The sequence below is a fragment of the Echinicola jeungdonensis genome (assembly GCF_030409905.1).
GTDB lineage: Bacteria > Bacteroidota > Bacteroidia > Cytophagales > Cyclobacteriaceae > Echinicola > Echinicola jeungdonensis.
Window position 1 is genome coordinate 398,645 of record NZ_JAUFQT010000002.1, and the last position, 13,073, is coordinate 411,717.

General features: G+C 39.0%; 10 protein-coding genes. 7 read left to right on the forward strand and 3 right to left on the reverse strand.

Annotated elements, in window-relative coordinates; translation table 11 throughout:
• Positions 1-4: 4 nt before the first annotated feature.
• From uxaC to QWY93_RS14970, 3 genes are read right to left on the reverse strand one after another with little or no spacing between them, the layout of a single operon-like run.
• On the reverse strand, positions 5-1,438 hold the full coding sequence (gene uxaC, locus QWY93_RS14960; protein WP_290249192.1) for a glucuronate isomerase: 1,434 nt from the start codon (positions 1,436-1,438) through the stop codon (positions 5-7).
• Between the two features lie 24 nt (positions 1,439-1,462).
• Complete coding sequence (locus QWY93_RS14965) at positions 1,463-2,503, reverse strand: LacI family DNA-binding transcriptional regulator (protein WP_290249193.1); 1,041 nt, start codon at positions 2,501-2,503, stop codon at positions 1,463-1,465.
• Positions 2,504-2,551: 48 nt separating this feature from the next.
• Positions 2,552-3,337 (reverse strand): gluconate 5-dehydrogenase, encoded by a 786-nt coding sequence (locus tag QWY93_RS14970; RefSeq protein WP_290249194.1) that lies wholly within the window; start codon positions 3,335-3,337, stop codon positions 2,552-2,554.
• Positions 3,338-4,047: 710 nt separating this feature from the next.
• Here QWY93_RS14970 and QWY93_RS14975 point away from each other — a divergent pair.
• The 7 genes from QWY93_RS14975 to QWY93_RS15005 all read left to right on the forward strand — a co-directional run bounded on the left by QWY93_RS14975 (position 4,048) and on the right by QWY93_RS15005 (position 13,014).
• A complete protein-coding gene (locus tag QWY93_RS14975) occupies positions 4,048-5,313 on the forward strand; it encodes a DUF4861 domain-containing protein (RefSeq protein ID WP_290249195.1) in 1,266 nt (421 codons plus the stop codon).
• Between the two features lie 460 nt (positions 5,314-5,773).
• Positions 5,774-7,006 carry a glycoside hydrolase family 88/105 protein gene (locus tag QWY93_RS14980; protein WP_290249196.1) on the forward strand — a complete coding sequence of 411 codons (1,233 nt, stop codon included), beginning with the start codon at positions 5,774-5,776 and terminating at the stop codon, positions 7,004-7,006.
• On the forward strand, positions 7,003-7,983 hold the full coding sequence (locus QWY93_RS14985) for a pectinesterase family protein (RefSeq protein ID WP_290249197.1): 981 nt from the start codon (positions 7,003-7,005) through the stop codon (positions 7,981-7,983). The genes QWY93_RS14980 and QWY93_RS14985 overlap by 4 nt, the downstream gene beginning before the upstream one ends.
• A 54-nt stretch (positions 7,984-8,037) precedes the next feature.
• Positions 8,038-9,672, forward strand: a complete 1,635-nt coding sequence (locus QWY93_RS14990) for a glycoside hydrolase family 43 protein (protein WP_290249198.1) — start codon at positions 8,038-8,040, stop codon at positions 9,670-9,672.
• 34 nt (positions 9,673-9,706) lie between these two features.
• On the forward strand, positions 9,707-11,410 hold the full coding sequence (locus QWY93_RS14995) for a glycoside hydrolase family 28 protein (RefSeq protein WP_379945387.1): 1,704 nt from the start codon (positions 9,707-9,709) through the stop codon (positions 11,408-11,410).
• A gap of 3 nt (positions 11,411-11,413) precedes the next feature.
• Positions 11,414-12,172, forward strand: a complete 759-nt coding sequence (locus QWY93_RS15000; protein ID WP_290249199.1) for a rhamnogalacturonan acetylesterase — start codon at positions 11,414-11,416, stop codon at positions 12,170-12,172.
• A gap of 44 nt (positions 12,173-12,216) precedes the next feature.
• Positions 12,217-13,014 (forward strand): rhamnogalacturonan acetylesterase, encoded by a 798-nt coding sequence (locus tag QWY93_RS15005; protein ID WP_290249200.1) that lies wholly within the window; start codon positions 12,217-12,219, stop codon positions 13,012-13,014.
• Positions 13,015-13,073 lie beyond the last annotated feature (59 nt).

Sequence of the window (13,073 nt, forward strand, 5' to 3'; positions counted from 1 at the left end):
GATGTTAAAATTGGAAGTATTCTTTTGCATTGTAATAGCAGATATCGCTGACTATTTTACCCAGCCATTCTTCATCAGCAGGCAATTCTCCATTGGCTACATCTTCTCCAATTAAATTACAAAGGATTCTTCTAAAGTATTCATGTCTTGGGAAGGAAAGGAAGCTTCTGGAATCGGTAAGCATCCCTATAAAGCAACTCAACATTCCTAGGTTGGAAAGGGCGTTGATTTGTTTTTCCATTCCGTCCTTTTGATCCAAAAACCACCATGCAGACCCAAATTGAATTTTACCTTTGATACTCCCATCATTGAAATTACCAATCATCGTAGCCATCACTTCATTATCTCTTGGGTTGAGGTTGTAAAGGATGGTTTTGGCCAATTGATCAGTGCTGTCCAAGTGATTTAGAAATCTTGCCAAGGCAACACTTTGGGAGAAGTCACCAATTGAATCAAAGCCAGTATCAGGTCCCAATTCACCAAGCATCCTTTCATTGGTATTTCTCAACGCTCCCAAATGGAACTGTTGGGTCCATCCTTTTGCATGGTACATTTTACTTAGGTGAACCAATGTTTCGAATTTGAAATAATTGATTTCCTCTTGGCTTAGAGTTTCTTGAACTTTTACCCTTTGGAAAAGGCTGTTGATATCATATTTCCCTTTTTCGAAGAAATACATTTGCTCAAGCCCATGGTCAGAAAGGCGGCCTCCATGTTCATGGAAGAAGTCAATCCTTTGTTGCAAAGCATCCAAAAGATCGTCGTATTTTTCAATTTTTACTCCGCTTACTTCTGCTAACTGATTGACGTAAGTAATATAAGATTTAGGATCTTCTACTGCATAAACTTTGTCAGGTCTAAAAGCAGGGTAGAGGTTAGGTTTAATCCCCTCTTTTTTGGCTTGAATATGATATTCCAAACCGTCTACAGGGTCATCTGTGGAACATACCGTTTCCACATTCATCATTTTTAATAGGCCCTGAACACTGTGAGAAGGTTCCTGAAGTTTATTAGAGGCTTCTTGGTATATTTCTTCAGAGGACTCAGGAGTCAGCAATGAATCAATATCAAAATAACGCTTTAGTTCCAGGTGGGTCCAATGGAATAAAGGGTTTCTAAGGGTATAAGGAACTGTTTCTGCCCATTTTGAAAATTTATCTTCAGGAGAAGAATCACCTGTAATAAATTTTTCATCGACTCCAAGAGTTCTCATTGCCCTCCATTTGTAGTGATCTCCTGCCAACCATACTTCACTCAAATTTTTAAAATTGCGATTGGTAGCAATGTCCTTGGGTGAAAGATGGCAATGGTAATCGATAATTGGAAGGTCTTTTGCATAACGATGATACAATTTCCTTGCAAATTCACTCTTAAGCAAAAAGTCATCGCTTAGGAAAGTTTTGTTGACGTGCAATCGATTGCTCACTTGGTCCAACATAAATTTCTGATTTATTGAAGTTTTTTAAACGGTTTCTTTTATTTTCCGGACAGAAGATCCCCGGATGATCAATTCTGGTTTTAAAACGGTTTTTTGCGGGATAAATTTTTTGGGATCCGCCTTTAATAACTCAAAGAAAAGTTCCGCTGCCACATTCCCCATCGGGATACTGACTTGATCAATGGTTGTAATGGAAGGTTCAGTGAAGGAGGTAAACGGTTCATTTCCAAAACCAACCAAACCAACCTGATCAGGGACTTTTATGTTTTTTTCTTTTAGCATCTGCAAGGCTCCCATAGCCGCATAATCACTGGAGGAGAAAATGGCATCAAACCCTAAATTGCTTTCCAACATGTTCACAATATTTTGTTTGCCATCTTCCAACTGCATATTGCTTTCTATTACCAGTTCCGGATCCAATGGAATCCCATTGTCTTTCAGGGCATCATAATACCCTCTTAACCTTTCGCTATAAATATTGATTTTTCGAGGATTGGTAAAATGGGCGATTCTTTTATAACCATTATCTATTAAATGCTGAACTGATTTATAAGCCCCCATATAATCGTCAATGACCACTTGGTTGACCTCTATTTGGTCTGTGATCCGGTCAAAAAGGACCAATGGGATACTTTTATCCAATACCCTTTGTAAATGATCAAATTTTTCAGTGTTTTTTCCAATGGACATGATAATACCATCAACCCTGGCACTTAGCAAAGCATCGATGGTTTGTACCTCCTTTTTATAATTTTCATAGGACTGGCAAATGATCACCTTATAATCCAGTTTATTAGCCAGTTCCTCGATTCCCCGGACCACAGATGAAAAGAAATTTCTGTTTGCCGTGGGAACAATGATCCCAATCAGCCTACTTTTTCCAATTCTAAGGGCAGCTGCTATATTATTGGGCTGATAATTGACCTCTCTGGCCGTTTTTTGAACCAGCTTTTTAGTAGCATCACTTATCCGGGGGTGGTTATTCAGGGCTCTGGAAACGGTTGAAGCCGTTATTCCAAGTTTTGATGCAATATCATGTATTGTCGCCTTATTCCTCTTACTCATTTTTTTAGTCAAGGTAGCCGAAAACCAGGTGGCTTTCGACTTTATTGGTTATTCTCCATGGGGTTTTCCAATGGTCGCCAAAATGCCGCCATCAACATAGATCACTTGGCCATTGATAAAATTACTGGCATTGCTGGCTAAGAAAACTGTGGTACCTGCTAAATCTTCGGGATTACCCCACCTTCCGGCAGGTGTCCTGTTAATGATAAATTCATTGAAAGGGTGCCCGTCTACTCTAATAGGGGCGGTTTGGTCTGTGGCATAATAGCCTGGGCCAATGCCATTGACCTGAATATTGTATTTTGCCCATTCCGTGGCCAGGTTTTGGGTGAGCATTTTTAAACCGCCTTTGGCTGCAGCATATGCGGAAACTGAATTTCGGCCCAGCTCACTCATCATTGAACAGATATTGATGATTTTTCCTCCTCCTTTTTCCTTCATGGTTTTTCCTACTCTTTTAGAAAGGATAAACGGAGATACCAAATCAACATCTACCACTTGTTTAAAATCATCTACTTCCATTTCAAGGGCAGGGATCCTTTTGATCATGCCAGCATTGTTGACCAAAATGTTAATCGGGCCAAATTGGGATTCAATTTCTCCGATTTTTTCATCTACCTCATCTGGCTTGGTGACGTCAAACAAGAATCCGTGGGCTTTAATTCCCTCATCTGCATATTCCTTTATAGCTGCATCCATTTTTGAGGGAGTATGGCCATTGACAATCAAAGTTGCTCCGCTTTTTGCTAGGGATTTAGCCATTGCCATTCCTAATCCATGCGTAGCACCAGTTACCAAAGCCACTTTTCCTGTCAAGTCAAATAATTCTTGCATTGTTAGTTTTTATTTTCTCTTATAAATAGGTTAATTGAATGCTAAAATTCCCGAAATCTTAACTTTTTATAGTTAATCCGCAAATATAGGGTTGTTTTAAAACCTATATCATAATAAATGGTAAAATATTCGGTTGGGTTGGCATGTAATCACCTATACTTGTAATCCCAATAGCTTTCTTATTTAACCTTAGGTTTATAGTTGTCAAATTGCAATTATAATAATAAAGATTTGATTCCAATAGGGAGGTACCAAAAGGTAATCAATGAAGAAAATAAGAATCGTGGTTGTTCCTATTTCTTTAAAATACCATTCTCTACCAAAGCTTATTTTTTTTTTCTTGGATGATAAACCCTGATACCAAATCAATAAGATACCTTGATTATCCTAATAATCATTATAAGATTAAATCTAAATGAATAATTAAGTGTAATCGTTTGCGCAATATAAGTTATTAATTTACTTAAACCCAAAGAAAGTGCATATTATTTATAATTGTCAAAAATACGTTATAAGAAATAAAATGGATACTATTCCTTAAATGGCCCAATAATAATGCGATTTGAAAGAAATAATTGGGAAAAGTTTTAATGTCTCAAAAAAAATATTTAAATATGCAATCGATTGTCCTAGTTAAATTAATTGGTCTTAAATATGAGGCCAAATTTGGGTGCAACTAGGTGGATTTTAAACCCCTAAATAACCGTATTATGAAACAAAGTTTACGAGGTGGATTTTTTATTAGACTTTGTGCTGTTGGATTGGCCTTTCAAATAATGGGTGCTTGCCAAAGCAATTCTGAAAATAATGAGAAAAAGGAAATTACTTTTGGGCTGGTCAATGAATTGGACCGGGAAGATGCATTTATCCAAGTGCCTTTGGATAAAATTTTAGAAAAGCATCCGGATTTTAACCCGGAAGGGTTTACGGTATTTTATGATGAGAAAGAGGTTTCCTCAGAAATTTATAGTAACGCCAAAGGGGAAAAACAATTGATTTGTTCCATTCCTCAATTGGAAAAGGGCGATTCAAAAGGGTTATCGATCCAATACCACCCCGAAAAGAAAATCAACCACGACTATCCAAAAAGAACTCAAGCCGAACTATCCCATAAAACAGGTGGGCATTTCGAAAACAATAAATACATTGGAGGAGATTTCCAGAATGTAAGTGAACTTCTTGTGCCAGAAGAACATACCGACCATTCTTACTTTATAAGGTATGAAGGGCCTGGTTGGGAATCAGACAAAGTAGGGTACCGGTTTTATCTAGATTGGAGAAATGGGATAGATGTGTTTGGGAAAAAAGTAAACCAACCTGTTCTTCAACATGTGGGGTTAGACGGGTTTGACAGTTACCATGAGCCGGCTGAATGGGGGATGGATATCCTAAAAGTAGGTCCTTCTCTAGGATTGGGCTCTTTGGGAACCTGGGAAAACGGCAAGGCAAGGCGTGTGGATGAAACGGATAGTGTTCATGTAAAGATCCTTCTAGATGGAATTTTGAAGTCAGTGATACAAACCCAATATTTTGGTTGGGATTTGGAAAGTGGAAAGACCAATATTATTTCGAAGCTTTCAATTCAAGCAGGGTCACGTATGACAAAACATGAAGTAGTAGCTGAACAGGGTATCAATAATTTTTGCACAGGGCTGATAAAGAATGAAGAAGCCCCATTGATGGTAGGAGATAAAAGCCAAAAGTTTACTTACTTGGCAACATATGGAAAGCAAAGTTTGGCAGGAGATAATTTGGGGATTGCTGTTCTTGTTCCTACGGATCAATTAAAAGAGGTAACAAATGATGAAAATAGTCATGTGGCTGTTTTATCACCTGAAAAGGGAAAAAATATAACTTATTATTTCTTGGCAGCCTGGGAGCAAGAACCTAATGGCATTAAGGATAAAACCACTTTCAAAAAATATTTGGAACGAATGGTTGATGAATTGTCCCAGCCTATAGAGGTGATTTTATAAAAGCTTATTGTATTTAATTAGTTTAGGGTTAATGATGTGAAATGTCCCCCTCGTTTGAGGGGGACCTTTCAGCAAAAAAAAACTCAAACTATTGCATAATGATTATAAAGTCTATTAAACCCATAACCCCTAATAAAATGTTAGTTCAAATTCCTTTAGTTTTAATTAAATACCCCCTTTATATTTCGTCACCAAGTGATTCACCCTAATCACAATGGCTTCATTAAAGCCAATTATTTGCTTTAAAGGTGGTGATTGGATATGGAAAACCTAGTTCAAATTCCATTGATCTATCAAATTCTATAAAGAATATATCCTATTTTGATTGAAATCATTTCATCAAGATAATATTCCTCATTATTTTCCATATCAATGGGAAATAAGAAATAATAAACCCTCAATTCTTTACCTTGATAGGATCTAAATGAATGTTTATATCATATTTATAAAATAAAGAATAATGATTGTAAGGAATTTACAAAAAATGCTTCCGGTTGCTGTGATTGCCGCTGGATTGTCAGTTTTTTCTTGTAGTGGAAAAAATTCAGATCAACAAGAATCAGAAGCCTCAAATGCTGAAGCTGCCAAGAAGTATTCTACTTGGATGGCTGATTCTGAGATAAAAAGAAACCCGGAAGGATGGACCTTGGACTTCAATGAAAAACCAAAGTGGGAATATACTCATGGTTTGGTTATGACATCCATGGAAAAACTTTATGAAGCCACAGGCGATGAAAAGTACTTAGACTATATCAAGAACTTTGCCGACTTTATGGTAAATGAGGAAGGTGAAATCAAAACGTACAAAAAATCGGATTACAATATTGATCGCGTCAATGGAGGTAAATTCCTTATTGGTCTTTATAATGAAACCGGAACAGAAAAATATAAGAAAGCCATAGAGGAGCTTCGTGACCAGATGAGGGAACATCCAAGGACCTCTGAAGGTGGCTTTTGGCACAAAAAAGTATATCCTCATCAAATGTGGTTGGACGGACTTTATATGGGGTCTCCATTTTTGGCCAAGTATGCAGCCAATTTTAATGAACCAGAATTATTTGATGATGTTGCCAATCAGATTTATTTGATTGACAAATATGCTTATAGTGAAGAAACAGGCTTGTATCACCATGCCTGGGATGAAAGCAAAGAACAAAAATGGGCCGATCCGGAAACAGGTCTTTCCAAAAATTATTGGGGAAGAAGTATTGGGTGGTTCAGCATGGCAGTGGTTGATGTGCTGGATTATTTGCCTGAAGATCATCCTCAAAGGGATATGGTGATTGAAGTGGCTCAGAAAATAGCTGCTGGAATCGTAAAATATCAAGATGAAACCGGAGTTTGGTACCAGGTTGTTGACCAAGGTGATAGAGAAGGTAATTATTTGGAATCTTCTTGCAGCAGCATGTTTGCTTATTTCTTGCTAAAGGGTGTTGAAAAGGGGTATCTGGACCATAAATACCAAGAAGCTGGAATCAAAGCATATGAAGGTATTTTGAATGAGTTTATTGAAGAAAATGAAGATGGTACCATCAGCATAACCAATGTTTGTGCAGTAGCAGGACTTGGGGGAAACCCATACAGGGATGGTTCCTATGAATATTATATTAACGAACCTATCAGAGCCAATGACCCTAAAGGTGTAGGACCATTTATCATGGCTTCTTTGAAATATGAATCCTTAAAGCAATGAGTAAAATTTATTTAAGGGGAGCCCTGATCTACTTTTTGGTTTTTTGTCTTACTTCTGTCCAAAGTTTTGGTCAGGAGTATGACATTGTTGTGGCCAAAGATGGTAGTGGTGATTTTACAACCCTTCAGGAAGCTTTTTACAGCGTACCGGATTTCCGAAAAAATCCAACAACTATTTATTTGAAAAAGGGTAGCTATAAAGAGAAATTGGTGCTGCCTGCCTCCAAGACCAATGTCCACCTAATAGGAGAGGACAAGATGGAGACCTTGATAACCCATGACGATTATGCATCCAAAAAAAATAAGTTTGGAGAAGAAATGGGAACAACAGGTTCTTCCAGCTTTTTTGTTTTTGGAGATGGATTTGAAGCCAAGAATATCACATTTGAAAACTCTTCAGGACCTGTTGGACAAGCTGTAGCCGTAAGAGTGGATGGAGATAAGGTGATTTTTGAAAATTGCAGGTTTCTGGGTTTCCAGGATACCTTATATCCTCACGGAAGGGGTAGCAGACAATATTACAAAGATTGTTATATCGAAGGGACCGTAGATTTTATATTTGGTTGGTCCACGGCTGTATTTGAAGATTGTGAAATCTATTCTAAAGATGGAGGTAGTTATATCACGGCTGCTTCTACAGAAAAAGGTACCCACCATGGCTTTGTATTTATTAATTGCCACCTAACCGGTGATGCTCCTGAAAACAGTGTTTACCTGGGAAGGCCATGGAGAAACTATGCTCAAACCGTTTTTATCAAATGTGAAATGGGTGATCATATCAAACCTGAAGGATGGCACAATTGGGGAAAACCTGAAGCTGAGGAAACTGCCTTTTATGCAGAATTCCAATCCTACGGGCCAGGTGCTGCTCCAGATGACCGGGTTTTGTGGTCTTGGCAATTGACTCCGGATATTGCAGCCGCCTATACCGTAAATAATATCCTTAAAGGTGAAGATGGTTGGAGTCCCGCTAAATAAATAGGAACTAAATTTTCAACATTAAATCGTAACTATTTAACCTAAAAGTTAAAAATGAAATTTTATAAGCCCCTAATTTCAAGTTTGGTACTGGGTCTTGCAACTTCATTGTATGCAGGAGCCCAGAATACCGAAACTTCAAAAGTTTGGGTCGCCGATCAAGGCGATGGAACTTATATTAACCCCATTTTGCATGCAGATTATTCAGATCCAGATGTATGCAGGGTAGGGGATGATTTTTACATGACTTCATCTAGTTTTAATGCTGTACCTGGACTTCCAATTTTGCATTCCAAAGATTTGGTTAATTGGGAATTGATAGGTCATGCATTGGACCGTCAACCTCCTTTTGACCATTTTGATAAACCTCAACATGGGGATGGTGTCTGGGCTCCGGCGATCAGGTACCATGAAGGAGAATTTTACATTTATTGGGGAGATCCTGATTTTGGAATTTATATGGTCAAAACTGATGACCCTGCTGGAGAATGGGAAGAGCCAGTTTTGGTGGAAGAAGGAAAAGGTTTAATAGACCCTTGCCCATTATGGGATGAGGATGGCAAAGCTTATCTTTCTCATGCTTTTGCAGGCAGCCGTGCTGGAATCAAAAGTGTCTTGGTAGTAAAACCACTCAGTGCTGATGGCACCAAAATTCTTGGGCCAGGGAAATTGGTATTCGATGGCCATGAGGATCACCCAACGGTAGAAGGATCTAAATTTTACAAGCGCGATGGCTACTATTATATTTTTGCCCCTGCTGGTGGTGTTTCTACCGGTTGGCAATTAATCCTAAGATCAAAAAGTCCATATGGACCTTATGAGGAGCATGTATCTCTAGCACAAGGTGAAACAGATATTAATGGCCCTCACCAAGGTGGATGGGTTTCTTTGGAAAGCGGAGAAGATTGGTTTATCCACTTTCAGGATAAAGAAGCTTATGGCCGAATTGTCCACTTGCAACCCATGGTTTGGGAAAATGGCTGGCCTACTATGGGCGTAGATCCCGATGGAGATGGCACTGGACAACCCGTAATGGCATACAAGAAGCCGGATGTTGATCAGAGGTACCCAATTGCCACTCCTCCTGACACTGATGAATTTGATGGAAATGAAATTGGTGTTCAATGGCAATGGCATGCCAACCCAGAATCTACCTGGGCTTTTGCAAATCCTGCAAAAGGAAAACTGAGACTTTATACCGAACAAATGCCAGAAGGAGCCAATAACCTTTGGCCAGTGCCTAACTTGTTGTTGCAGAAATGGACAGCAGAGGAATTTACCACAACCACAAAACTGACTTTCCATCCCAATGAAGACTTGACCAATGAACAAGTTGGATTTGTAGTGATGGGAATGAGCTATGCTTATTTGGCCCTGGAAAGTAAAGAAGATGGGATTTACCTGAAATACGTGGAATGCTATGATGCTGAGCACAGTAAACCTGAAAAGGAAACCATCATTAAGAAATTAGAGGACAATACCATACAACTTCGTGTAGTAGTGAGCAAAGGAGCTGTTTGCCAGTTTAGCTATAGTGAAAACGGAAGAAGGTTTAAAGAAATTGATGACACCTTTACTGCTGTACCTGGCAAATGGATTGGTGCAAAAGTCGGTTTGTTTGCATTGAGAAAAGACAAGATCAACGATTCTGGCTATGCGGATGTGGACTGGTTCAGGTTCACCAAGTAATGCCAACCATTTATCCAATTAACTTAAACCAATAATGAAAAATACCTATAAGTTTAGGGCTTTACTTTTGGCCATTCTAATGGGAATGAGTTTTACAGTAAGTGCCCAGTTTTCCGATGATAAAATAGATGGTTTTTCCATCTATGATGGAATTGAGTTTGACATGCCTCGTGTTCAGGAACCTGAATTCCCGGATTATGAGGTGAACATCAAGGATTTTGGTGCTGTAGGTGATGGTATGGTGAAAAATACCGAAGCCATTGCTAAAGCTATCGAAAATGCTCATGGAAAGGGTGGGGGAAGAGTAACCATTCCAAGAGGAATTTGGCTAACCGGCCCGGTTACCCTGAAAAGCAATATCAACCTTCATTTGGAAGCTGGTGCCCTATTGCTGTTCTCCAAGGACAAAGATGATTATCCATTGGTGAAAACCAGTTTTGAAGGATTGAATACCGTAAGATGTACTTCCCCGATCAATGCCCGGGAAGCTGAAAATATTGCCATTACCGGTACTGGTGTGATTGATGGTAATGGAGATGCCTGGAGATTGGTCAAAAAGGGTAAAATGACCGAAAGACAATGGGAGGAATTGGTAGAATCCGGAGGTGTACTTTCTGATGATGGAAAAATTTGGTTTCCTTCTGAAGGCTACAAAAAAGGGTATGAAAGTAGTACCAACTTTAATGTCCCTGACCTGATTGAGGAGGAGGAGTTGGCATCTGTGAAAGATTTCCTTAGGCCTGTAATGGTCAGTATCCTGAAATGTAAAAAAGTACTTTTGGATGGCCCTACCTTCCAAAATTCTCCTGCTTGGAACATTCACCCATTGATGAGTGAAGAAGTTATCATCAGGAATTTAAATGTCAGGAACCCTTGGTATAGCCAAAATGGAGATGGGCTGGATCTTGAATCCTGCAAAAATGTATTGATCTACAACAATACTTTTGATGTGGGAGATGATGCCATTTGTTTCAAATCCGGAAAGAATGAAGACGGAAGAGAGCGAGGCATGGCTACTGAAAATGTAATTGTGAAAAACAATATTGTTTATCATGGACATGGAGGTTTTGTAGTTGGAAGTGAAATGTCTGGGGGTGTGAAAAATGTGCATGTTTCTGGCTGTACTTTTATCGGAACTGATGTGGGGCTTCGCTTTAAAAGTACCCGTGGTAGAGGAGGAGTCGTAGAGAATATCTATATCTCCAATATTGATATGATCAATATTCCTACCGAAGCTATCCGTTTCAACTTATTTTATGGTGGTAATTCCCCAATTCTTGAGGATGACCAAGATGCTGAGGATGAAGCAAGAGATGAGGAGATTGTTCCTGTCTCCGAGGAGACTCCTTCATTCCGGAATATTTTCATGAAAAACATCACCGCTACTGGTTCTGGAAAAGCGGCCTTTTTTATGGGACTTCCTGAGATGAACCTAAAAAATGTGCATTTGGAAAATGCATTATTGGAGGCAGAGCAAGGAATTACCATAATTGATGCGGATGGATTATCCCTTACCAATGTAAAAGTGCTTTCTTCCAAAACTTCTGCCTTGACCATTTATAACAGCAAGGATGTAGAAGTGAAAGGATTTGCATTTGGTGAAAATGGTAAAACACCTGTGAGAGTTTTAGGTGAACTCACCAATAATATTGCATTCGATAGGGCTGATTTTGAAGCTTGGGAAGAGCAACATGAAACCGGCCAAGGATTACCTGAAAATGCCATAAAATTAAAATAAGTTATGCTAAAAAAAATAGGAGTATTTACTACGTTCATAGTTTTTTTAGGTTTGATTATAGCCTCTACTCAGAAGGATCGGGACATCACGATCTTTCTGATAGGGGATTCCACTATGGCCAACAAGCCTTATGAAGTCAGCAATCCAGAAAAGGGTTGGGGACAGGTTTTTCCCCTTTATTTCAAAGAAGGAATTAGGGTAGAAAACCATGCCCTGAATGGAAGAAGCAGCAAAAGTTTCCGAGATGAAGGTCACTGGGATAAAGTTTATGAAAGTATCAAACCAGGTGATTATGTCATCATAGAATTCGGTCATAATGATCAGAAGGAAAAATCACCGGAACGTTACGCCAAAGCCGATACCGATTACCGCCAAAACTTAATTCGCTACATTCAGGAAACTTATGAAAAAGGTGGTAAACCAATTTTGGCTACCCCTATTTCCAGAAGGAGCTTTAATGAAGATGGGGTTTTGGTCGATACTCATGGCAGATATTCAGAAGTAGTGAGAGAGGTGGCCGAAGACTACAATGTGCCGTTATTTGATATGCACAAGGAGACAGTTGATTTGCTGAAGCAATTTGGTGTGGAGAAATCTAAGGAATTGTTCCTTCATTATCGACCTGGAGATTATGCTAGGTTCCCAGAAGGGCAAGAAGATGATACCCACCTTTCTCCAACCGGTGCTTTCAAAGTTTGTGATCTTGTAGTGCAGGAATTGGAGAAGAAGGTTCCAGAATTGGCGATTTTCTTAAAGGAATAAACATTTGAAGGATAATAGCTCATTAACAAACCCCTAATTAAATAATGAAATTAATATCCAAAATTTCCATGTTGACCTTGCTTTGCTGGGTCAACATGGCTTTTCATACAAGGGGAAAAATTACCACTGTTTACCTCATCGGGGATTCGACCATGGCGGATTATTCCGGCAATTATGATCCCGGAAAAGATTATATGAAAACCAGGTATCCAGTCACAGGTTGGGGCCAGGTTTTTCAGCCTTTTATGAAAAAGGAAAATCTATCTTCCTTGTCACACTTGATAAAGGGAGATTCAGTATTGGTTGATGACCGGGCAAGAGGAGGAAGAAGTACTCGTACATTTTTTGAAGAAGGCCGTTGGAGGGCTGTATATGAGAATCTCAAACCCGGAGATTTGGTCCTGATGCAGTTTGGTCATAATGATGCAGCTGAAAGCAAACCAGAGAGGTATGTGAATATCGAAGGGTATAAGGAGTATATCAGGCTTTTTGTTAACCAATCCAGAGAAAAGGGAGTCACGCCCATCGTTATTACACCAGTCAACAGAAATTATCCTTGGGAGGATGGGCAACTGCAAAATGTCCATGGTGAATATTACAATGCTGCTGTTGATGTAGCCAATGAATTGGAAGCACTTTTAATAGACCTTACACAACTTTCCATGGATCACTTTTCAGCAAAAGGAAAAGAATATGTAACAAAGAATTACTTTATGAATTTTGGTCCTGGGATCTATGAAGCCTATCCGGAAGGAAGTAATGATAATACCCATTTCCAGCCTGAAGGAGCCAAAGCGGTGGCTAGTTTGGTCTATAAAGCCATGGTCGAATTAAAAAATTAAAATAAATTAAAGTCCGTATGGATTAGTTCTCCCTGATTGAAGACCAGAATACAACTTTT

Coding starts and splice junctions, on each gene's coding strand:
- uxaC (WP_290249192.1), bottom strand. CDS start 1,438: ATGTTGGACCAAGTGAGCAATCGATTGCACGTCAACAAAACTTTCCTA.
- QWY93_RS14965 (WP_290249193.1), bottom strand. CDS start 2,503: ATGAGTAAGAGGAATAAGGCGACAATACATGATATTGCATCAAAACTT.
- QWY93_RS14970 (WP_290249194.1), bottom strand. CDS start 3,337: ATGCAAGAATTATTTGACTTGACAGGAAAAGTGGCTTTGGTAACTGGT.
- QWY93_RS14975 (WP_290249195.1), top strand. CDS start 4,048: ATGAAACAAAGTTTACGAGGTGGATTTTTTATTAGACTTTGTGCTGTT.
- QWY93_RS14980 (WP_290249196.1), top strand. CDS start 5,774: ATGATTGTAAGGAATTTACAAAAAATGCTTCCGGTTGCTGTGATTGCC.
- QWY93_RS14985 (WP_290249197.1), top strand. CDS start 7,003: ATGAGTAAAATTTATTTAAGGGGAGCCCTGATCTACTTTTTGGTTTTT.
- QWY93_RS14990 (WP_290249198.1), top strand. CDS start 8,038: ATGAAATTTTATAAGCCCCTAATTTCAAGTTTGGTACTGGGTCTTGCA.
- QWY93_RS14995 (WP_379945387.1), top strand. CDS start 9,707: ATGAAAAATACCTATAAGTTTAGGGCTTTACTTTTGGCCATTCTAATG.
- QWY93_RS15000 (WP_290249199.1), top strand. CDS start 11,414: ATGCTAAAAAAAATAGGAGTATTTACTACGTTCATAGTTTTTTTAGGT.
- QWY93_RS15005 (WP_290249200.1), top strand. CDS start 12,217: ATGAAATTAATATCCAAAATTTCCATGTTGACCTTGCTTTGCTGGGTC.